General features: G+C 64.2%; 21 protein-coding genes and 1 tRNA gene. 12 read left to right on the forward strand and 10 right to left on the reverse strand.

Features of this window, described 5'->3' with window-relative positions:
- Positions 1-55: 55 nt before the first annotated feature.
- The 3 genes from AC1RQG_RS05370 to AC1RQG_RS05380 all read left to right on the forward strand — a co-directional run bounded on the left by AC1RQG_RS05370 (position 56) and on the right by AC1RQG_RS05380 (position 3,485).
- Positions 56-1,756 carry a DUF8614 domain-containing protein gene (locus AC1RQG_RS05370; RefSeq protein WP_493129053.1) on the forward strand — a complete coding sequence of 567 codons (1,701 nt, stop codon included), beginning with the start codon at positions 56-58 and terminating at the stop codon, positions 1,754-1,756.
- A 163-nt stretch (positions 1,757-1,919) separates the two neighbouring features.
- Positions 1,920-2,603: a hypothetical protein gene (locus AC1RQG_RS05375; protein ID WP_493129055.1), complete on the forward strand. Its 684-nt coding sequence runs from the start codon at positions 1,920-1,922 to the stop codon at positions 2,601-2,603.
- Between the two features lie 129 nt (positions 2,604-2,732).
- The gene (locus AC1RQG_RS05380; protein WP_493129057.1) at positions 2,733-3,485 is read left to right on the forward strand and encodes a BON domain-containing protein; all 753 of its coding nucleotides are present in this window, start codon (positions 2,733-2,735) and stop codon (positions 3,483-3,485) included.
- A gap of 89 nt (positions 3,486-3,574) precedes the next feature.
- Here AC1RQG_RS05380 and AC1RQG_RS05385 read toward each other — a convergent pair whose 3' ends face one another.
- The 3 genes from AC1RQG_RS05385 to AC1RQG_RS05395 all read right to left on the reverse strand — a co-directional run bounded on the left by AC1RQG_RS05385 (position 3,575) and on the right by AC1RQG_RS05395 (position 7,015).
- Positions 3,575-3,967, reverse strand: coding sequence for an MAPEG family protein (locus AC1RQG_RS05385; RefSeq protein ID WP_493129059.1), 393 nt, complete (start codon positions 3,965-3,967; stop codon positions 3,575-3,577).
- A 51-nt stretch (positions 3,968-4,018) separates the two neighbouring features.
- Complete coding sequence (locus AC1RQG_RS05390) at positions 4,019-6,130, reverse strand: prolyl oligopeptidase family serine peptidase (protein ID WP_493129061.1); 2,112 nt, start codon at positions 6,128-6,130, stop codon at positions 4,019-4,021.
- Positions 6,131-6,232: 102 nt separating this feature from the next.
- Positions 6,233-7,015 carry a substrate-binding periplasmic protein gene (locus AC1RQG_RS05395; RefSeq protein WP_493129063.1) on the reverse strand — a complete coding sequence of 261 codons (783 nt, stop codon included), beginning with the start codon at positions 7,013-7,015 and terminating at the stop codon, positions 6,233-6,235.
- Positions 7,016-7,304: 289 nt separating this feature from the next.
- Here AC1RQG_RS05395 and AC1RQG_RS05400 point away from each other — a divergent pair, with 289 nt between their 5' ends.
- Positions 7,305-8,405 (forward strand): trypsin-like serine protease, encoded by a 1,101-nt coding sequence (locus AC1RQG_RS05400; RefSeq protein ID WP_493129065.1) that lies wholly within the window; start codon positions 7,305-7,307, stop codon positions 8,403-8,405.
- A gap of 121 nt (positions 8,406-8,526) precedes the next feature.
- Here AC1RQG_RS05400 and AC1RQG_RS05405 read toward each other — a convergent pair.
- From AC1RQG_RS05405 to AC1RQG_RS05420, 4 genes are all read right to left on the reverse strand, one after another.
- Positions 8,527-8,602 (reverse strand) — tRNA-Lys (locus AC1RQG_RS05405).
- A 73-nt stretch (positions 8,603-8,675) separates the two neighbouring features.
- Positions 8,676-10,496, reverse strand: a complete 1,821-nt coding sequence (gene tfpB / locus AC1RQG_RS05410; protein ID WP_493129291.1) for a type IV pilus assembly ATPase TfpB — start codon at positions 10,494-10,496, stop codon at positions 8,676-8,678.
- A 78-nt stretch (positions 10,497-10,574) separates the two neighbouring features.
- Complete coding sequence (locus tag AC1RQG_RS05415; protein WP_493129067.1) at positions 10,575-11,354, reverse strand: spermine/spermidine synthase domain-containing protein; 780 nt, start codon at positions 11,352-11,354, stop codon at positions 10,575-10,577.
- A gap of 173 nt (positions 11,355-11,527) precedes the next feature.
- Entirely contained in the window at positions 11,528-12,040 is a 513-nt protein-coding gene (locus tag AC1RQG_RS05420) for a glycine zipper 2TM domain-containing protein (RefSeq protein WP_493129069.1), read from the reverse strand.
- Positions 12,041-12,484: 444 nt separating this feature from the next.
- Here AC1RQG_RS05420 and AC1RQG_RS05425 point away from each other — a divergent pair, with 444 nt between their 5' ends.
- From AC1RQG_RS05425 to AC1RQG_RS05450, 6 genes are all read left to right on the forward strand, one after another.
- Entirely contained in the window at positions 12,485-12,883 is a 399-nt protein-coding gene (locus AC1RQG_RS05425) for a barstar family protein (RefSeq protein ID WP_493129293.1), read from the forward strand.
- 125 nt (positions 12,884-13,008) lie between these two features.
- Positions 13,009-13,629, forward strand: a complete 621-nt coding sequence (purN, locus tag AC1RQG_RS05430) for a phosphoribosylglycinamide formyltransferase (RefSeq protein ID WP_493129295.1) — start codon at positions 13,009-13,011, stop codon at positions 13,627-13,629.
- A gap of 29 nt (positions 13,630-13,658) precedes the next feature.
- Entirely contained in the window at positions 13,659-14,990 is a 1,332-nt protein-coding gene (locus tag AC1RQG_RS05435) for an RsmB/NOP family class I SAM-dependent RNA methyltransferase (RefSeq protein WP_493129071.1), read from the forward strand.
- A gap of 104 nt (positions 14,991-15,094) precedes the next feature.
- The gene (locus AC1RQG_RS05440) at positions 15,095-16,411 is read left to right on the forward strand and encodes a mechanosensitive ion channel family protein (protein WP_493129073.1); all 1,317 of its coding nucleotides are present in this window, start codon (positions 15,095-15,097) and stop codon (positions 16,409-16,411) included.
- Positions 16,412-16,537: 126 nt separating this feature from the next.
- The gene (locus AC1RQG_RS05445) at positions 16,538-17,740 is read left to right on the forward strand and encodes a DesA family fatty acid desaturase (RefSeq protein ID WP_493129075.1); all 1,203 of its coding nucleotides are present in this window, start codon (positions 16,538-16,540) and stop codon (positions 17,738-17,740) included.
- A 67-nt stretch (positions 17,741-17,807) separates the two neighbouring features.
- Positions 17,808-18,338, forward strand: coding sequence for a hypothetical protein (locus tag AC1RQG_RS05450; RefSeq protein WP_493129077.1), 531 nt, complete (start codon positions 17,808-17,810; stop codon positions 18,336-18,338).
- 98 nt (positions 18,339-18,436) lie between these two features.
- Here the strand turns inward: AC1RQG_RS05450 and rpmG are convergent, their stop codons facing one another.
- The 3 genes from rpmG to radC form a co-directional block, all read right to left on the reverse strand.
- Positions 18,437-18,604 carry a 50S ribosomal protein L33 gene (gene rpmG, locus AC1RQG_RS05455; protein ID WP_220456434.1) on the reverse strand — a complete coding sequence of 56 codons (168 nt, stop codon included), beginning with the start codon at positions 18,602-18,604 and terminating at the stop codon, positions 18,437-18,439.
- Between the two features lie 13 nt (positions 18,605-18,617).
- Positions 18,618-18,854, reverse strand: a complete 237-nt coding sequence (gene rpmB / locus AC1RQG_RS05460) for a 50S ribosomal protein L28 (RefSeq protein ID WP_008451488.1) — start codon at positions 18,852-18,854, stop codon at positions 18,618-18,620.
- 201 nt (positions 18,855-19,055) lie between these two features.
- Complete coding sequence (gene radC, locus AC1RQG_RS05465) at positions 19,056-19,730, reverse strand: RadC family protein (protein WP_493129080.1); 675 nt, start codon at positions 19,728-19,730, stop codon at positions 19,056-19,058.
- Between the two features lie 101 nt (positions 19,731-19,831).
- On the opposite strand from radC, the gene AC1RQG_RS05470 reads away from it, so the two are divergent.
- The gene (locus AC1RQG_RS05470) at positions 19,832-20,287 is read left to right on the forward strand and encodes an FKBP-type peptidyl-prolyl cis-trans isomerase (protein ID WP_493129082.1); all 456 of its coding nucleotides are present in this window, start codon (positions 19,832-19,834) and stop codon (positions 20,285-20,287) included.
- 51 nt (positions 20,288-20,338) lie between these two features.
- On the forward strand, positions 20,339-21,286 hold the full coding sequence (gene ispH / locus AC1RQG_RS05475) for a 4-hydroxy-3-methylbut-2-enyl diphosphate reductase (protein WP_493129084.1): 948 nt from the start codon (positions 20,339-20,341) through the stop codon (positions 21,284-21,286).
- The last annotated feature ends 185 nt before the right edge of the window (positions 21,287-21,471 follow it).

A 21,471-nucleotide genomic window follows, 5' to 3' on the forward strand; every position in this document is an offset into this window, starting at 1 on the left:
AACTTAAGGGAGACGCATTACAATACGCGGCTCACCATCCCCTTGAAAAGGTCACATGAAAACCATCCTGCTTCCTGTGGTACTGGCAGTTGCCGCATCGGCCGTATCCGCCGCGCCGGCCAATGTCGCTGAACTCAACAAGATGACGGCCCGCTTCGCGCCCGTCGCGCTGACGGCCGATACCTCGGCCCTGTCGGCCGGCGACCGCAAGGCCATCGCCAAACTGGTCGAAGCGGCCAAGATCGTCGACGTGCTGCAACTGCGCCAGCGCTGGGCGTCCAACGAGGCGCTGTGGGCCGCGCTGCAAAAAGACACGACGCCGCTGGGCAAGGCGCGCCTCAACTACTTCTGGCTCAACAAGGGCCCGTGGTCCATCATCGACGGCAACACCTCGTTCCTGCCGCCCCAAATGGCGGGCATTGACATTCCCGCCACCAAGCCGGCGGCGGCCAATTTCTACCCGGCCGGGGCCAGCAAACAGGCGCTGGAAAAGTGGATCAACGGGCTGCCGGCCGCCGACAAGGAGCAGGCCCAGTGGTTCTACACCGTGATCCGCCAGGGCGCGGACGGCCAGTTCAAAACCGTCAAGTACGCCGATGAATACAAGCCGGAGCTGACCCGCCTGGCCGCGCTGCTGAACGAAGCGGCCGACGCCACCGACAACGCGTCGCTGAAGAAATTCCTCGGTCTGCGCGCGCAGGCGCTGCTGTCCAACGATTACCTGGCCTCCGACTTCGCATGGATGGACCTCGATTCGCCGGTGGACGTGACCATCGGCCCCTACGAGACGTACAACGATGAGCTGTTCGGCTACAAGGCCGCGTTCGAGGCCTACGTGAACATCCGCGACCAGAAGGAGACGCAGAAGCTGAACTTCTTCGCCAAGCACATGCAGGAACTGGAAGACAACCTGCCGCTGGACGCGCAATACCGCAACCCCAAGGTCGGCGCGCTGGCGCCGATGGTGGTGGTGAATGAGGTGTATGGCGCCGGCGACGGCAACATGGGCGTGCAGACGGCCGCCTACAATCTGCCCAACGACGAGCGCATCATTAGCCAGCGCGGCTCCAAGCGCGTGATGCTGAAGAACGTGCAGCAGGCGAAATTCAAGTCCACGCTGACGCCGATCTCGAAACTGGTGCTGAAGCCGGCCGACCAGAAGGACGTCGATTTTGACTCCTTCTTCACCCACATCCTCGCGCACGAGATCACGCACGGCCTGGGCCCGCACATCACCCACGCCAACGGCGCCGCCTCCACGCCGCGCCAGGATCTGAAGGAAGCCTATTCCACCATCGAGGAGGCGAAGGCCGACATCACCGGCCTGTACGCGCTGGCCTACATGATGGACAAAGGCCAGCTGGCCGGCGCGCTGGGGCAGGGCGAGGCGGCCGAGCGCAAGCTGTACACGACCTTCCTGGCCTCGGGCTTCCGCACGCTGCACTTCGGCCTGACCGATTCGCACGCGCGCGGCATGGCGATCCAGATCAACTACCTGCTCGACAAGGGCGGTTTCGTGTCGCACGGCGACGGCACGTTCGCGGTGGACTTCAAGAAGATCAAACAGGCGGTGGCCGATCTTGACCGCGAGTTCCTCACCATCGAGGCCACGGGCGACTACGCGCGCGCCCAGACCATGATGACCAAGTATGTCGTGATCCGTCCCGACGTGCAGAAGGCGCTCGACAAGATGAAGGCCGTGCCGAACGATATCCGCCCATCGTTCCCGACGGCGCAAGCGTTGCTGGGCAAATAAGCGCGCCCGCGTGGTTCCGCGCACCGGCCCCGGCGGCCGGTGCGCGGCGCTGTCACGCAGTGCTGTCAATAAGTCATTCCACTTTTTCTACGTAGAAAAATACCTTCCGCAAAGTAAATTTTCGCGCGGTTGACATGCTAGAGTCCGACTCAGGAATCGAGCCATGTCCAAGACCCCCTTATCCCTGTTGCTGTTGTTGCCCGGCCTCGCGGGCGCGGCCCAGCTGACCGAGCTGGAAACGCGCTGGCTGACGGCCGGCCTGCCCGCGCTCAGCTACGCCAAGCAGGAACTGGGCTTGCCGCTCGATATCACGGTGCAGCCGCAGGCTGGCCCGAACGACGTGCCGCTGGCGCTGGGCTTCGAGGATGGCCGTTGCAAGCTGGTGCTGTCCCTGCGCGGCAATCCGGCCGCCGAGAGCGTGCTCGACGGTGTGCCGCAGGCGCAGCGCGCGATCCTGATCGAAGCGATGACGGCGCATGAGCTCGGCCATTGCTGGCGCTACGTCCATCATCAATGGCATGAATTGCCGGCCGGTTTCGTCGAAGTGGGGCAGCAGCGCGCCGCCTCGGCCGACCTGCTGGAGCAGGCCCGCGTGCAACGGGCCACCCAGCGCGAGGAAGGCTATGCCGACCTGCTGGCGCTGGCCTGGACCGCGCGCCGCCATCCGGCCCAGTACGCGCAGGTCTACCGCTGGATGCGCCAGGTGCGCCAGCCGGCCGCCGGCGGTTCGCACGACACCACGGCCTGGCTGCAGACGGCGGCCGACCGCGCCGTGTTTTCCTCCTCCTCCCCCCTGTTCGAACAGGTGTCCATGCTGTGGAGCAAAGGTTTGTTGGGTAGCGATTGATCCACCACAAACGCGGCGTTGTTCCTTAGCCTATTTGTCCCGAATTCCCGGATTGTGTTCGTTCTCGCACAGAGTAGCGGCTGTCGCGAGGATTTAATCTGCATGTCAACCATTGATAAGGAACACACCATGAACAAGCTTATCTTCATCGTGCTGGCGGGCTACGCCAGCGCCAGTTTCGCCGCCACTCCCGCCACGCCCGCCGCCGCCACGCCCCACATGGACAAGGTGGCCTACAAGCAGATGATGGACAAGGCGGCCGCCGACTACAAGACGGCCAAGGACCAGTGCGACGCGCAGTCCGGCAACGCCAAGGACATCTGCATCCAGCAAGCCAAGGCCACGCGCGCGCACACGGAGTCCGATGCCGTGGTGCAGTACAAGAACGATAAGAAGTCGGTGCAGAAGGCGGAAATCGCCGTGGCCGACGCCGAATATGACCTGGCCAAGGCCAAATGCGCCGACATGAACGGCACGGAAAAACGCAACTGCCTGAACACGGCCAAGTCCGCGCAAACGGCGGCCATCGCCGACGCCAAGTCCGAGAAACACATGGCCGACGTGGCGCAGACGGGTGAGGATTGCAACTCCATGACGGGCTCGGCCAAGGCTTCCTGCCTGACCCGCACCAAGTCGGAAATGGCCGGCACCGCGGTGGCCGATTCCGTCATCACGACCAAGGTCAAGGCCGAGCTGCTCAAGGAGCCGAACCTGAAGTCGCTGGACGTGCATGTGGAAACCAACCAGGGCGTCGTCAGCCTGAGCGGTTTCGTGCCGTCGCAGACGGAAGTGGATAAGGCGGTGGAAGTGGCGCGCAATGTGAAGGGCGTGACCCAGGTGCAGAGCGCGCTGCGCATCGACAAGAACGGCGACCGCAAGTGACGGTCATGCGCTGCCGCCGGTGCCGATGAGGCGGGGCAAGCGCGGGCTGATGTGAGTGGCCCGCGCCGCCGCTGTCGGCAAGGGATGGATCAGGCCATGGCCAGCAGCGCGACGTTGGTGGCCAGGCCGGCGCCCCAGATCAGGCTGCGCAGCGTGCCGATATTGGCCAGGTAGGCGGCCACGTAGGCGAGGCGGATGCCGATGAAGCTCAATGCCAGCAGGTCGATGCGGCCCTGGTCGGCGTGCGCCTGCTGGGCCAGGATGACGGCGGCGATGAACAAGGGCAGCGCTTCGAAGCCGTTGTTCTGCGCCGCGTAGGCGCGCGCCTGCCAGCCCGTCAGTTTGCCTTCCCAGTCGCGCGGATGGTTGTTGTCGTAGCGCGCTTTGCGGTCCGGCAGGCTCAGCGAGGCCGCCTTCGCCAGTCCCATCGTCACCACGGGCAGCATGCAGGCGCCCAGGATCGTCCAGTTTGCAATCGTCATCGTATCTCCTTGGTGATTGATCTAAATCGTTTATAGCGTTTCTTCACGCGCTCATTTCAGGTATTTGGCCAGCCAGCCGTGCACTTCGTTGTAGTAGTAGCGGCTGTTTTCGCCTTTCATGATCCAGTGGTTCTCGTCCGGGAACACCAGCAGCTTGCTCGGCACGTGCAGACGCTGCTGGGTGGCGAAATTCATCAGCGCATTGTTGGCCGGCACACGGTAGTCGAGTTCGCCCACGGAAATGAGGATGGGGGTGAGGAAGCCCGTGCCCTTGTCGTGATTGCCGGCCTGCATGATCGGGCTTTGTTCGCGCCACACGGGCAGGTCGCTCCACACCGGGCCGCCGCTGTTGGTTTCACGGTTGTGGATGCTGTCGCTGGTGCCCCACTGCATCACCAGATCCATCTCGCCCGCGTGCGAGACGATGGCCTTGTAGCGCGTGGTGGTGGCCTGCAGCCAGTTGGCCAGGTGGCCGCCGTAGCTGGCGCCGCCGGCGGCCAGCCGGGCGCCGTCGATGTAGGCGTAGCGTTTGACGGCTTCATCGACGGCCTGGTTCAGCTCGTCCGCCGGCCCCTTGAGCGGATCGAACTGGATGGCGCGCGCGAATTCCTCGCCATAGCCGGTCGAACCCTTGTAGTCGGTCAGCAGCACCACGTAGCCGGGCTGGGCCAGCAGGTGGTAGTTCCAGCGCAGCACGAACTGGTCGCGCCACATATTGGCCGCGCCGCCGTGGATGACGGCGAACAGCGGGTATTGCTTGTGCGGGTCGAAGCCGGGCGGCTTGATCAGCATGTTGTGGATCTGGCGCCCGTCGGCGGCCTGGAACCAGAAGTGCTCGGGCGGCTGCCAGTCGATGGCGGCCGCGCGCGCGGTGTTGAAATCCGTCAGGCGCTTGGGCTGGGCGCCGTTGAACGCCACCACTTCGGGCGGGTTGACCGACGATTCCCACACGCCCACCAGCGCCTTGCCGCCGGCCCGCAGCGCGTTGATGGCGCCGGTGGCGGCCGACGGTTCGTCGCGCAGTGCGCCGCCGTCGTAGGCCATCGAATGCAGTTGTTCCAGGCCCGCATGTTCGTAACTGAAGTAGACGCGCTTGGCGCCCTCGGGCAGCGCATAGCGCGAGATCGACCGGTCCAGCCCGGCCGTCACGATGGTGGGCGCGGCCTGGCGCGTGGGCCACGGCAGGCTGGCCAGCCGCGTCAGGTCGTACACCTTGCCCTTGGTTTCCGCCTCCGTCAGGCAGAACAGGGTCTTGCCGTCCGGCGAGAACTGCATGCCGTGGTAGCTGTGCTGGTCGGCCGTGAGCGCCTGCGGCTCGCCGCCCGCCAGCGCGACCATGTACAGCTGCGCGATGGTGGGCGCGCTGGCCGCGTCCAGGCGGTTGGTGGCGGCGGCGAACACGACGGCCTTGCCATCCGGCGTCCACAGCGCGTCGAGCGACTGGCCATCGCCGCCCTGGGCGCCGCCGAAGCCGGGCAGGGCGGCCAGCCGGCTGCCGGCCAGCAGGTCGCGCGCCACGGCGCCGGGCTGGGCGTCCATCACGAACAGGCGCACCTGCTTGTCGTCGAGCCAGCGGTCGAAGTAGCGCGGCGGGAACGATTCGTAGGCGCGGGCGCTGGTCTTGCGCTCCTTGCGTTCCCTGGCCGATCGCTTGACGTCGGCTTCGCTGGCGTTGCCGGGGAAGATGTCGCTGGTGAACAGCAACTGCTTGCCGTCCGGGCTCCACTTGGGCTGGCGCGCGCCCAGCGTGAGCGTGGTCAGGCGCTGGGCTTCGCCGCCGGCCGCCACGTCCAGCCGGTACAGCTGGCTGGCCTCGTCGCCGTCGCGCCTGGCCGTGAACACCAGCTGGCGGCTGTCGGGCGACCAGCTGACGCCGCCTTCACCGCCCTTGCTGAAGGTCAGGCGGCGCGCCGGCGTGTCGTCGGACAGCGACTTGATCCACAGGTCCGACCATTGCTCCTTGCTGTCGTAGGCCGGGTCGGTGACGGGGAACACGGCCCATTTGCCGTCCGGGCTGGGCACGGGCGCGCCCACGCGTTTCATCAGCCACACGTCTTCGTGTGTGATGGCGTGCGTGGGGAGGGGGGCGGCGCCGGCGGGCGCGGCGAAGGCGGCGGCCAGCAGCGCGGCCAGCAACGGCAGACGTAAGGTGGAAGACAGCATGGAGGTCACTTGAAAGTCAGGCAAACGCTGATAGTGGCCAAATCTTGCGTTGCTGTCAATTAACTTTCTGCACGGGCGTGCTGCGCGCGCGCGGGGCCGCTGTCAGGGCGTGACGGGGCCATCCCAGCGGTGCAGCAAGCGTTCCAGCTCCCCCGACTTGTCGAGCCGGATCAGCGCGTGCTGCACGCGGGCGGCCGTGTCGTGCTCCACGTGCTTGCCCAGCACCAGGTAGAGCCGGTTGCTGGACATCACCACCGGCAGGATCCTGACCTTATCGGCCGCACCGGCGCGCTCCAGGAATGCATGCAGGCCCGGCGTGCGGTGCAGGAACAAGCGCGCCCGGCCGGCGATCAGTTTCTGCAGATTCAGCGGTGGACTGGCCGAGCGCGCGTCCACATTCAGCCCGCCCACCGCTGCCAGGATTTGCACGCCGGCGAAGCCGCGGTTGGCCAGCACCACCGCGTCCGGCCCCAGGTTGCGCACATCGTCCCAGTTGTTGATGACGACCGGATCGTCGGCGCGCGCCATCAGCATGTAGTTGATGGGGAACAGGGACGGTTCGAGGAAGATGTATTTGTGCTCCCGGTCCGCCGTGCGTTGCACGCCGCAGGCCGCGTCCTGCTCGCCCCGCGCCAGTTCCGCGTACACGCGCACCAGCGGCATCCAGTGCTGGTCGCCGGTGAAGGTCAGGCCCGGGTCCAGCTTTTCGATCGCGCGCAGGATGTCCACGCACAGCCCGGCCACGGCGCCGCCGCGGGCGATGAATTTCGGTTCCGTTCCCTCCTGGGCCGCCACGCGTAGCGTCACGGCGCCGGCCATGCCGCCCGGCCACGCGCCGCACAGCAGCGGCAGAAGCAAACACAGCAGGCGCAAGCACGTCGTCATGGTGGCCGGGTCCGTGGATGGCAGGCTGGTCGTTGGACGGACCTGCCCGTTTGCGGGCCAGTGTACTCCCAAAGCGGGCCGCTGGGTTCCGCTCTGGAAGATGGCGAAGTTGAACATGAATGGATTAAATATAAATTGCGAAAATATAAGTATTTTTTTAACAGCAATGTTATATTTATGTCCATGCTTCGCATGTCGCCCGGGATGCACTCAGGTGGTGGCGGCGTGCGGGCGGAACACGACAGGGATGCACTTTTCAACCAATAATTCGACTAACAGAGGTCTTCTAGTGATTCAATCCAAAACCATGCAGCTGGCCGGTGCGCTGGCTGCCGCGCTGTTCGCCACGGGCGCACAGGCCAACAATTCCGCCTTCCTGACCCCGCTGACGGGCAACACCTCGTCGCCGTCCGACTGGCGTTTCCTGCCGGGCCAGGCCTTCAATGGCGTGGTCGGCGCGCTGGACGGCGTGGCCCGTCTGAGCTTCAGCAATGCCGAGGGCAACTGGGCCTGCTCCGGCTCGTTGCTGGCCGGCGGCCAATATGTGCTGACGGCGGCCCACTGCGCCGACGATTTCTCGAAGATGAAAGTCGATTTCGGCTGGGCGGACGGCAAGGCGCGCGAAACGCGCACGGTGGCCGTGTCGGACGCGTACGTGCACCCGCAGTGGCGTGGCGCCAACAATTCGCTGGACGCCGGTTCCGACGTCGCGCTGCTCAAGCTCAGCAGCGCCGTGACGGACATCAAAGGCTATCACCTGAGCACGACCAACGACGTGGGCAAGGACTACCTGATGGCGGGCTACGGCACCACCACCGTGGCCGGCTCCGACCAGGATCCGGACTGGGGCGACCATGCTTATGGCCACTACGGCTACAACACCTTCGACGTCGACAGCAACACCTTCAACAAGGTGGGCGACCAGTACACGGGCTGGGGCTACGACCCCAACTTCTACAAGCCGGGCACCACCTACATGAGCGACTACGATGACGGCACGGCCAGCAAGAACACGCTGGGCCGCATCGCCGACGCGACGGGCCACCAGTGGAGCAGCGGCCTGGGCCACGGCGCCAATGAGGCGCTGATCGCCGGCGGCGATTCGGGCGGCGGCGACTTCGTGTGGAACGGCACGGAATGGCTGCTGTCGGGCGTGCACTCGTGGGGCTGGCAGGGCAGCAGCGCCTGCTCGTTCTTCGACTTGCTCCATTGCGATTCGAGCGACCAGAACTCGTCGAGTTTCGGCGACCTGTCCGGTTCCACGGCCACCTATTCGCACATCGGCTGGATCAACCAGGTGACGGCCGTGCCGGAACCGGAAACCTACGCCATGCTGCTGGCCGGCCTGCTGGTGACGGGCGCCGTGGCGCGCCGCCGTCGGCAGGCGTAATTCCGGGCGGCTTGCCGCCGGTTCCGGAACGAAAAAACCAACCGCGCGCGGTTGGTTTTTTTTGTCGCCAAAAACAAAAAAGCCCACGAACCGAAATTCGTGGGCTTCTCTGATGCATTCGTGGTAGGCCGTGCGGGATTCGAACCTGCGACCAACGGATTAAAAGTCCGCTGCTCTACCAGCTGAGCTAACGACCCGAAAGAGGCCGTATTATATACAGCTGGAATCGAAACTGCAAAGGGTTTTCTTCCACCAATGCACTCGGCGCGCTCAGCTCAGCGACGACGTCACCTTCAGCACTTCCTCGGCGCTCGTCACGCCTTCCCGGATCTTCATGGCGCCGGCGATGCGCAGCGGCTTCATGCCGTCGGCCACGCTCTGGCGGCGCAAGGCCTGGATGTCGGTCTCCTCGCGCACCAGCTTGCCGAATTCCTCGGTCACCGTCAGCAGCTCGTAGATGCCGGTGCGGCCCCGGTAGCCGGTCTGCCGGCACTCGGGGCAACCGACCGGGCGGTAGATGGCGGCCGGCTTGGGCAGGTCCCACGCGCCGCCGATGCTGTTCCACAAGTCGTCGCTCAGTTCGCCGTCGGGCGATTTGCAGTCGGGGCACAACGTGCGCACCAGGCGCTGCGCCATGATGCCGATCAGCGTCGCCTCCAGCAGGTAGTAGGGCACGCCCAGTTCCAGCAGGCGCATCACGGCCGACGGCGCGTCGTTGGTGTGCAGGGTGGACAGCACCAGGTGGCCCGTCAGCGCGGCCTGGATCGCCATCTCGGCCGTGGCCAGGTCGCGGATCTCGCCCACCATGATGATGTCCGGGTCCTGCCGCATCAACGCCCGCACGCCGTCGGCGAACGACAGGTCGATGCCGGGCTGCACCTGCATCTGGTTGAACGACGGCTCCACCATCTCGATCGGGTCCTCGACCGTGCACACGTTGACCTCCGACGTGGCCAGCGCCTTGAGCGTGGTGTACAGCGTGGTGGTCTTGCCCGAGCCGGTGGGGCCGGTCACCAGGATGATGCCGTGCGGGCGGCTGGTGAGCGCGTCCCAGCGTGCCGCGTCGTCGGGCGGGAAGCCCAGTTCCGGCAGGGTCTTGACCACCACCTCCGGGTCGAAGATACGCATCACCAGCTTCTCGCCGAAGGCCGTGGGCAAGGTCGACAGGCGCAGCTCGATCTCCTGGCCGCCGGCCGTGCGGGTCTTGATGCGGCCATCCTGGGGACGGCGCTTTTCGATCACGTCCATGCGGCCCAGCAGCTTGATGCGGGCCGTCATCGCGATCATCACCACGGCCGGCACCTGGTAGACCTGGTGCAGCACGCCGTCGATGCGGAAGCGTATCGTGCCCAGGTCGCGCTTCGGCTCCAGGTGGATGTCGGAGGCGCGCTGCTCGAACGCGTACTGCCACAGCCAGTCGACGATGTTGATCACGTGCTGGTCGTTGGCGTCGACCTGCTTGTTCATCTTGCCCAGTTCGACCAGCTGCTCGAAGTTGTTGCGCAGCGCCAGGTCCTGGCCGGTCGATTTGTTGGCCTTCTTGATGGACTTGGCCAGGCTGAAGAACTGCGAGATGTACTGGGTGATGTCGAGCGGGTTGGCGATCACGCGCCGCACCACGCGGCGCGAGATCTTGGCGATCTCCGGTTCCCATTCGAGCGCGAACGGGTCGGCCGTGGCCACCACCAGCGTGTCGGCCGTCAGCTCCACGGGCAGGATGTTGAAGCGGGCCGCGTAGCTGGCCGACATCACATCGGCCACCTTGGTGAAGTCGATCTTGAGCGGGTCGATGCGGATGAAGGGCAGCGAGACGCGGCGCGCCATCCACTCGGTCAGCAGGTCCAGCGTCAGCAGCTTGTGCGGCGGCGTGGCCGACAGCAGCTTGCAATGGGCCACGGCGCACAGCGGATGCATGGCGCCGGCCGTGTTCTTCAGGATGCCCTGGGCCTGCGCATAGTTGGCCTTGACGTGGGCCTTCTCGACCATGCCGTCAGCCAGCAGCCACGTGAAGATCTGTTGCAGGTCCAGCACCCGCAGGGCGGGCGTGGCCGGATTTGCTGCGCTTGCTGGGCTTGCTGAGGTTGCGGACATCGTCACGGCCACTTTCAAAAAGCGCGGCCAGGCCGCGCGGGATGCGCACAGAGCACGGCCTGGCCGTGCGGGACCGGTCTATTTCGCGGCCGCCAGGCCCTTGACCCAGGATTTGGCGGGCAGCTTGGTGGCGGCCACGATCTGGGCCGCGCGCCCGGCCAGCGCGTCCAGGTCGATGGGGCGCGCGCGCTTGAAGGCGATCGCGACCACGTTACCATCATGCACCTGCGGCAGGCAAACCACTTGGTCAAACGCGAATTTCATGGCCTTCAGGTTGCGCGCGTAGCTCGGGTGGTCGCCAAACAGGTTGACCGTCATGATGCCGTCGTCGTTGAGGCAGGCGCAGCATGCCTGGTAGAACTCGGCCGTGTCGAGCACCGGGCCTTTGGCCGTGGCGTCGTACAGGTCCACCTGCAGCACGTCGAGCGTGTCGTGGCGCTGCTCGTCGTACACGAAGTCGAGCGCGTCCATTTCCAGCACGGCCAGCCGCGCGTCGTTGGGCGGCAGCTTGAACATGGAGGCGCAGATGGCGATCACGGCCGGGTTCAGCTCGACGGCCGTCACCTGCGCCTCCGGAAACTGTTTGTAACAATATTTAGTGAGCGCGCCCGTGCCCAGGCCCAGCTGGGCGATGGCGCGCGGCTGCTCCAGCCACAACATCCAGCTCATCATCTGCTGCGCGTATTCGAGTTCCGGCCAGTCGGGCTTGCGGATGCGCATGGCGCCCTGCACCCATTCCGTGCCGAAATGCAGATAGCGCACGCCGTCCTGCTCCGACAGCGTGACGGGCGCGTACCTGACCTTGCGGGCCGGACGCGAGGATTCTTCTTTTTCGATGGATTTTCGTTTGATCAGCATGGGGCGGGGATGGCGGGAAGTGAGCAGCCATTATCCCGCGATGGCTTACTTCAAGGCAAGTGGCGCATGACGGCGGCATAAGGGGCCGCCCGTGGGGGCTGGCCGCGAGGCGGTGGCCGAAACAAAACTGCCGGCCAAGATTGGCCGGCAGGGTCGGGCGGGGCGGTGGCGGATCAGCGCTGGACCGGCTCCACCAGCACGCGCAGGCGCACGCGCTCGCCCGGATCGTACGACATCTGGCTGGTGTAGCTGTGGCCGCGGTAGTCGTACGTCACTTCGTAGCCGCTGGTGCGCGATTCCCAGTGGTCCACCGTGCGGCATTGCTTGACGGCCTGCTCGGCGACGCCGCCCTGCGGCTGGTTGGCGTTGTCGATGCGGTCGCCCGTCATGGCGCCGGCGATGGCGCCGGCGGCCGTGGCCACCGAGCGGCCCGTGCCGCCGCCCACCTGGTTGCCGGCCAGACCACCGATCAGGCCGCCGATGATGGCGCCGCCCACGCTGCGCTGGGGCGCCGGCTGCTGGACTTGCACATATTCCGTCCGGCATTCCTGACGCGGCCGGTTGATTTGTTCCACTTGCGGCGTGACGCGCACGACACGACCGAAATCTTCAAAATCGGCGGCCTGGGCAAAGGGCAGGGCGCCAAGGCACAGGGCCGATGCGATCAATTTGGATGGTAAATTCATTGTTATACCTCGTGTCTGTTTTGGATTAAGGAATATCGGCGTGAAGGGAATGGTCCGATATTGCATGGATGTATGGTAATCCCAGTGTAGCGGCCCCACTCGCGCTTATGGCAACAATTTGTAACAGCAACAACTGTTGCGATCATGGAGTAAAAACGGGGCCGCCAGTAGGGGAATCTTGCTGAAAACATCTATAAAATGGCTTAAAAATGTTCTGCTTTTAACAAAACTTGCGTTAGGCATCACATTCGTGTTGATTCACGAGGAACAACACGTTACCCTAATATGTGTATGGGATTAGATTGACGGATAGAAACGTGGATCTCTCCCGGCAAGCGCATTGACCCGTTTGCCGCGAGCTGTGTAACGGTATTTATCGCCGGATATAACAATATGCACGACAACATGAACGCACCCTACATACCAGGTCGAATTGAGGGAAAAATGAGTTTGTTAATGACCGTGCCGCCCAACCTTGTCCAGTCCATCCGCGCGTTCCGCGTGCTGGAACTGCAAGACGAGGCCGTCCGTCTCGGGCAGCATTTTTTATACGCACACTGTCTGGCCGGCCTCACCAAGCAACAAGTTTGCGGCATTATTGCAGAATCGTTCCAGTTTCCTAAAGGGGTGGGCAAGAATTTCGACGGCCTGCGCGAAACGCTGACCGACACCATGCACAAGGCCGGCCCGCAGACGGGCTTCCTGGTGGTGCTCGAGCAATTGCCCAACACGCAGAAATTCGACAAGGAAGCGCGTGAAACCCTGCTGGACGTGTTCCGCGATGCGGCCGATTACTGGGCCGAGAAGAAAGTGCCGTTCCGGGTCTTCTACTCGTTCGAGTAAGCCCGCCATCCCCCGGTTTCAGCGGCCGGGCGCGCCCCCTTGACGCTTGCTGCGCCGCAGCATCGTCCTCCCCGTTGTCCGCCAATTTCTTGGTCCGCCCCGCCCGAGCAGGTACAATGCCGGCTATGAAAAACATCGTCATCCTTATTTCGGGGCGCGGCAGCAACATGGAAGCCGTGGTGCGCGCGGCCCGCGACCAGCAGTGGCCGGCCCGCATCGCGGCCGTCATCAGCAACCGCGCCGACGCGGCCGGCCTGGCCTTCGCGGCCAGCCATGGCATCGCCACCGCCGTCGTCCCCAATAAAGACTACGCCACCCGCGACGCGTTCGACGCGGCCCTGCGCACCGTGATCGACGGCTACGCGCCCGACCTCGTGGTGCTGGCCGGCTTCATGCGCATCCTCACGCCGGCGTTCGTCGAGCACTACGCGGGACGCATGCTCAACATCCATCCTTCGCTGCTGCCTGCCTTCCCCGGCCTGGCCACGCACGCGCAGGCGCTGGCGGCCGGCGTGCCCGAGCATGGCGCGACGGTGCATTTCGTGACGGCCGAACTGGACCACGGTCCCATGGTGGCGCAGGCCGCCGTGCCCGTGCTGCCCGACGACACGGTCGACACCTTGTCGGCCCGCGTGCTGCAACAGGAACACGAGCTGTATCCACGGGCGATCCGCTGGTTCGTCGAGGACCGTCTCACCATCGAACAAGGCAAGGTCCTGGTCGACCACACACCGCGTACCGCATAACACGTACTGAATAACAACGAAGGAATACCATGAGATTGCCACCAGCGATACTCGCCAACGCTGAAGAAGTGTTGCGCGAGATTTTGCGCTTTAGCGCGCCGGCCGACACCACCCTGTCGCGCTACTTCAAAGACCACCCGCGGCTGGGCGGCCGCGAGCGCGGCGCCATCGCCGAATGCGTGTACAACGTGCTGCGCAACAAGTCGTTCTTCACCGATTTCTCGGAAGCGGGCGGCGGCGCCACCATGCGCCGTCTGACCTTGCTGGGCATGGCCGACGCCGTCGGCATCGACTCGATGGGCGGGCTGACGGACGAGGAAGTGCAGTGGCTCGAGCGCGTGACCCAGATCGACCGCAAGCTGATGCACAAGTCCATGCGTTCCAACATGCCCAAGTGGCTGTTCGACAAGCTGGTCGCGCAGTGCGGCGAGGACGAGACCCTGCAACTGGCCGACGCCATGAACACCCCGGCGCCGCTGGACTTGCGCGTCAACTCGCTCAAGGCCAACCGCGACGACGTGATGGCCGAGCTGGCCCTGGCGCCGATCCGCAGCACGGCCACGCCGTACGCGCCGCTCGGTCTGCGCGTCCTGCAAAAGCCGGCGCTGCAGAACCTGCCGTTGTTCAAGAGCGGCGCCATCGAAGTGCAGGACGAGGGCAGCCAGATCCTGTCCCAGATCGTCGGCGCCAAGCGCGGCGAGATGGTGGTGGACTTCTGCGCCGGCGCCGGCGGCAAGACGCTGGCGCTGGGCGCCATCATGCGCAACACGGGCCGGCTGTACGCCTTCGACGTGTCGGAGAAGCGCCTGGCCAAGCTCAAGCCGCGCATGGCCCGCAGCGGCCTGTCGAACGTGCACCCGGTGCAGATCGCGCACGAGCGCGACACCAAGATCAAGCGCCTGGCCGGCAAGATCGACCGCGTGCTGGTGGACGCGCCATGCTCGGGCCTGGGCACGCTGCGCCGCAACCCCGACGTCAAGTGGCGCCAGCAGCCGGAGGCCATCGCCGAGCTGCAGGTCAAGCAGGCCTCGATCCTGGACGGCGCCGCGCGCCTGGTCAAGGCCGGCGGCCGGCTGGTGTACGCGACCTGCAGTTTCCTGAATGAGGAAAACGACTTCATCGCGGAACAGTTCCTGGCCACCCATCCGGACTTCGCGCTGGTGCCGATGAGCAAGGTGCTGGCCGAGCAGAAGATTGCGCTGGAAATGGGCGACTACCTGAAGCTGCTGCCGCACAAGCACCAGACCGACGGCTTCTTCGCCGCCGTGTTCGAGCGCAAGCCGATGCCCAAGGTCGTCAAACCGGCAGCCGGGGCGGCCGACGAGGCGGCCGACGAGGCGGCGGACGACAGCGCCGAGTAAGCCAGACGGGCCGGGTCTTCCCGGCCTTTTTTCTGTCCGCCGCGTGTGGCGGAAAACTTGGCGTTTACGCTAATCTGTCACCCATCCTTATTTTTGCCATCCCCATGAATCAACTACCGCTCGCCAACCTGATCGCCGGCCTGGCCGAAGACCTCACCGATCCCAGCCTGTTGTGGCAGCTGAGCGCCATCGGCCTGTCCGTGCTGCTGGGCGGCGGGCTGGCTGCGCTGTTGCGGCGCCGCTTCGGCCGCAGCGGCCAGGCCGGGGTGATGCGGTTCGGGGTCGAGAGTTTTGGCCGCGTGCTCGGTCCGCTGCTGATCGTGTGCCTGCTGTTCGTCTCGCGCGCCGTGCTGGCGCGCACGCACCACGTCAACCTGCTCAAGGTGGCGATCCCCATTTTCGGCGCGCTGGTGGTGATCCGCTTCACCTTCTTCGTGCTGCGCCGCGTGTTCGCGCGCCGCGGTCAGGTGGGCGAGGCCATGCAGATGTTCGAGAAGGTGTTCCAGCTGCTGGTCTGGCTGGCTTTCGCGCTCTACATCACGGGCCTGTGGGTCGACATCTTCGATTTCCTCGACGACACCGTCCTGCCGCTGGGCAAGCACAAGGTCTCCATCCTCGCCATCCTGCAAGGCGCGGTGTCGGTGCTGTTGCTGCAGATGCTGGCGCTGTGGGCCGGCGCGGCGCTGGAGGAGCGCCTGATGCTGGTGCCGGGCTTGCACACCAATTTACGCGTGGTGCTGTCGCGCACCGGGCGCGCCATCCTGATCGTGGTGGCCATCCTGGTCAGCCTGTCGCTGGTGGGGATCGACCTGACGGTGCTGTCCGTGTTCAGCGGCGCGCTCGGCGTGGGCCTGGGGCTGGGTTTGCAGAAAATCGCCAGCAACTACGTGTCCGGCTTCGTGATCCTGCTGGACCGCAGCCTGACCATCGGCGACATGATCACGGTCGACAAATACAGCGGCCGCGTGACCCAGATCAACACGCGCTACACGGTGCTGCAGGGCTTGGACGGGGTGGAGTCCATCGTGCCGAACGAGATGCTGGTGTCGGGCGCGGTGCAGAATTCCTCGTTGACCAACAACATGCTGTGGCTGTCGACCAAGGTGTCGGTCGCCTACGACACGGAGCTCGATCCCGTGCTGCAATTGCTCGAACAGGCCGCGTCCAGCGTGGCCCGCGTGTCGAAGGAAAAGCTGCCCGCGGCCCAATTGCTCAGTTTTGGCGCCGATGGCCTGGACCTGCAAGTGGGCTTCTGGATCCACGACCCGGAAAACGGCCGTGGCGGCGTGATCTCCGATGTCAACCGGGCAATCTGGAAGGCCTTGAAAGAGAACAATATCAGTGTGCCGTTCCCGCAACGGGAAATGCGTATCCTCGGCGACAAGCCGCTTCCGGAATCCGTTGCTCTGCCTAAAAAATAATCAGTCTTTGGGGCAATGGTTCCGCAAAACACCAGCGTTTCATCGTACAATGGTGATTAAAATCAAGAATATCGGACCAGCCGTGCGCGGCGGGGACCGGATCGCGATACCCACTTTGGAGCAGGAATGAATTTGAGCTTACCCGCAGTACTGGACTTTTTGTCGAACGGCGTCACCCGACTCACCGCATGGCAAGTGTTTTTCTACACCTTGGCCGTCACCCACATCACCATCGCCAGCGTCACCATTTATCTGCACCGCCACCAGGCGCACCGCGCGCTGGAGTTGCACGCCATCCCCAGCCACTTCTTCCGCTTCTGGCTGTGGCTGACGACCGGCCAGGTCACCAAGGAATGGGCGGCCATCCACCGCAAGCACCACGCCAAGTGCGACACCGAGGAAGATCCGCACAGCCCGGTCACCCGTGGCATCAAGAAAGTGTTCTGGGAAGGCGCCGAGCTGTATCGCGCTGAATCGAAGAACCTGGAAACCATGGACAAGTATGGCCATGGCACGCCGACCGACTGGATCGAGCGCAACCTGTACACCAAGTACAGCTGGCAAGGCGTGGCCGCGCTGCTGGTGCTGAACGTGGTGCTGTTCGGCGTGATCGGCGTGACCGTGTGGGCCGTGCAGATGATGTGGATTCCCGTGATGGCCGCCGGCGTCATCAACGGCATCGGCCACTACTGGGGCTACCGCAACTACGATTGCTCGGACGCGGCCACCAACATTTTCCCGTTCGGCATCCTGATCGGCGGCGAGGAGCTGCACAACAACCACCACACCTTCGCCACCTCGGCCAAGCTGTCGTCCAAGTGGTACGAGGTTGACATCGGCTGGCTGTACATTCGCTCGCTGGAAAAAGTCGGTCTGGCCAAGGTCAAGAAGCTGGCCCCGGCGCCGAAATTCGCGTCGGGCAAGGCGGAGGCGGACTTCGACACGCTGCAATCGGTGATCACCAACCGCTACGACGTGATGGCCAAGTACGCCAAGTCCGTCAAGCACGCATGGAAGGAAGAGCTGGCCCACCTGAAGGACAAGGCCCAGCTGGAGTCGCGTTTCCTGAAATCGTCGCGCAAGCTGTTGCAGCGCGAGCCGGGCAAGCTGGCCGAGCAGCAACAACAGCAGCTGAGCGAACTGTTCCAGCACAGCAAGGCGCTGGAGACCATGCACAATATGCGCGTGGAACTGGGCGCGATCTGGGAGCGTTCGCACTTCACGCGCGACCAGTTGCTGCACAAGCTGCAAGACTGGTGCGCGCGCGCGGAGGCGTCGGGCATCAAGTCGCTGCAGGATTTCTCGCTGCGCCTGCGCAGCTACGCATGATCATCTGCGGTTGAAAACACAAACGGCTCCGGAAACGGAGCCGTTTTGCATTGGGGAGGCCAGATTAATGAATCGGCACGGCAATTGGCAATTCGGTAAGCGCTGCTGGGGTGCGCTGGTCCTGTGCGCGCTGCTGCCAGCGGCGCAGGCGCGCGACTGGACCTTGCGCGTCGATGGCGCGGGTCCGCTCAAGGTCGGCATGCGCTTCGACACCGTCAACAAGATCCTGGGCGAGCGCATGGAACGCGTGCCCCTCAGGCAGCGCACGGCGCCGGCCTGCTTCCAGGTCTCGCCGGCGGAAGAGGATGGCATCGTCCTGATGTTCGTCAAGGACGTGCTGAAGCGCGTGGACGTGACGCAACCGGGCATCGAATCGGAACGCGAGATCGCGCTGGACGACCCGGAAGGGAAGGTCGGGCGCCACTACGGCGAGGCGGTGCGGACGGCGGCGCATCCGCGCCGGACGGACGGGCATTACCTGACGGTCAGGGCGGGGGAAGGCCAGTATGCGATCCGCTTCGAGACCGAGCAGGGCCGGGTGGCGGCCATGTATGCGGGCGCGTGGGAGCAGGTGCTGCAGGAAGATGGTTGCCGCTAGGGGCACGCGAAAACCGCCAATTCGCGGTTGCCGTCAGGCAGCGGAAAACAAAAAAGCCGTTCAGATGAACGGCTTTTTCACGAAACGCGCAGACCGGATTACTTGATCTTGGTTTCTTTGTACTGAACGTGCTTGCGTGCCTTAGGATCGAACTTGATGATTTCCATCTTAGCAGGCATGGTGCGCTTGTTCTTGGTGGTGGTGTAGAAGTGACCGGTACCTGCGGTCGATTCCAGCTTGATTTTGTCGCGGCCAGATTTTGCCATGATAGCTCCCTATTTAGACTTTTTCGCCACGCGCGCGCATGTCGGCCAGAACGGCGTCGATGCCGACTTTGTCGATCACGCGCAGACCGGCGTTGGACAGACGCAGGGAGACCCAGCGGTTTTCAGATTCAACAAAAATACGACGGTTCTGCAGGTTAGGCAGGAAACGACGTTTGGTTTTGTTGTTTGCATGGGAAACATTGTTGCCGACCATCGGCTTCTTCCCAGTGACTTGGCAAACACGTGCCATGGCGCACTCCTTAAAGACATTCCACAATTGGAAAAACGAGAGTATATCCAAAAAACTGAGCTTTTTCAATGACTTGTGAAAAACAATTGTGTCATGGATTTTCCAAAAAATTTAACAATTGGAAAAACCTGCGCGAATTGGCAATTTCCCCTTGGTAAACAACGGTAAACCGAGGTGGCGCCGGTGTGCGCGGCGGCCCATTTACAGCTGGCCGTGCTCGGCGAACGAGTGCACCTGGTGCCCGGCCACCACAAAATGATCGAGGATGCGCACGTCCACCAGGGCCAGCGCCTGCATCAGCGCGCGTGTGAGCAGCAGGTCCGATTCGCTCGGCTCGGGCGTGCCGGACGGGTGGTTATGGGCCAGCATCACGCTGGCCGCGTTGCGCGCCAGCGCTTCCTTGACCACTTCGCGCGGGTAGACGCTGGTGTGGGTGAGGGTGCCGCGAAACAACTCCTTGGCGTCGATCAGGCGGTTCTTCACGTCCAGGAACAGCACGTGGAACGATTCGTGGGTCTTGCCGCCCAGGATCACGCGCAGGTATTCCTTGACGGCTTTGGGCGAACCGAGCGTCTGGCCCGTCTTCAATTGTTCCTCGATGGCGCGGCGGGCCAGTTCCATCACGGCCTGCAACTGGGCGAACTTGGCGACGCCCAGGCCGCGGATGGCGCAGAAGTCGTCGAGGCTGGCGCCAAACAGCGCATGCAGCGAGCCGAAGCGGTGCACCAGTTCGCGGCCCAGCGTCACGGCGTCCTTGCCGGGCACGCCCACGCGCAGGAACACGGCCAGCAATTCCTCGTCCGACAGGGCCGGCGCCCCTTCCAGTATCAAGCGCTCGCGGGGGCGGCGGTGGGCCGGCCAATCGCTGATAGCCATACGATCTCCTGAAAAATGGGCTGAATTGTTCCGGAACGGCGGGCGCGGCGGGCAAGGTGGCTTACAATATCGCTTCCTGCAAGCTTACCGAGTACCAAGTCATGTCTAACGCGCAACCTAACGTCGTCACCAAATCGGCTTATCTCACCCTGCATTATCGTCTGGCCACCCTGGACGGTACTGATATAGTCACAACCTTCAACGGAAACCCGGCCACGCTGATGCTGGGCCAGGGCCAGCTGGCCCCGTTCCTCGAAGATTGCCTGCTGGGCCTGCCTGAAGGCACCCACAAGACGTTCGAGCTGTCGCCGGCGCAAGGTTTCGGCGAGCGCAATCCCGAGTTGGTGCGCGCCGTCTCGCGCGCCACGCTGGACGAGAACTCCGACCCGGAAGCCGAGTACAAGGTGGGCGACCTGATCGACTTCGCCGCGCCCGGCGGTGGCCGCTTCGCCGGCGTGCTGCGCGAAATCGGCGAGGAATCGGCCCTGTTCGACTTCAACCACCCGCTGGCTGGCCAGCCGCTGCGCTTTGAAGTGAACCTGATTTCGGTGCTGTGAGCGAGGTTCGTTTGCGATTCGCGCTCGCCGCGCCCACTTGTTGAGGAATTGATGGAAAAAGAAATTCTGTTGGCCCAGCCGCGCGGTTTTTGCGCCGGCGTGGACCGTGCGATCGAGATCGTGGAACGCGCGCTGCAGCAGTTCGGCGCGCCGATCTACGTGCGCCACGAAATCGTGCACAACGCCTACGTGGTGGACGACCTGCGCAACAAGGGCGCCATCTTCATCGAGGAACTCGATGACGTGCCGGCCGGTAACACGCTGGTGTTCTCGGCCCACGGCGTGTCCAAGGCCGTGCGGGCCGAGGCGGAAGCGCGCGGCCTGACCATCTACGACGCCACCTGTCCGCTGGTGACCAAGGTGCACGTGGAAGTGGCCAAGATGCGCCGCCAGGGCTGCGAGATCATCATGATCGGCCACGACGGCCATCCCGAGGTGGAAGGCACGATGGGCCAGACCGAGGAGGGCATGTACCTGGTGGAGACGGTGGCCGACGTGGCCAAGCTGGTCGTCACCAAGCCGGACATGCTGGCCTATGTGTCGCAGACAACGTTGTCGGTGGACGACACCGCCGACATCATCGCGGCCCTGAAAGCCAAATTCCCCAGCATTATCGAACCGAAGAAGGGCGACATCTGCTACGCCACCACCAACCGCCAGGAAGCCGTGAAATTCATGGCGCCGCAGGTGGACCTGGTGATCGTGGTGGGCAGCCCGAACAGCTCCAATTCCAACCGCCTGCGCGAAGTGGCGCAGAAGAAGGGCACGCCGGCCTACATGGTCGACAACGCGTCGCAAATCGACCCGCAATGGCTGGAAGGCAAGCTGCGCGTGGGCGTCACGGCCGGCGCGTCGGCGCCCGAGGTGCTGGTGCAGGCCGTCATCGACCGCCTGAAAGAATGCGGCGCGCGCAGCGTGCGCACGCTGGACGGGGTGCAGGAAGCCGTCACTTTCCCCTTGCCCAAGGGACTCGACGGCGCGAAGGCGGAACCGGCCTGACGGCCCGGCGCCCACCGCGCAAGGCGATGGTCTGAATTTTATTTGGTCCATCGCCATATTTTTCGCCATTAGTTTTTCAGGATAGTCGCTATCATTGCCTCGCCCGAAAAAGTTGTCGAATGGTCTTGTTTCGGGATGGCGGCGTCAGATCAACGGCGGCACTGCGGGGATTTCCCCGGGTGCCG

The organism is Rugamonas sp. GW822-FHT03B10, assembly GCF_058801745.1.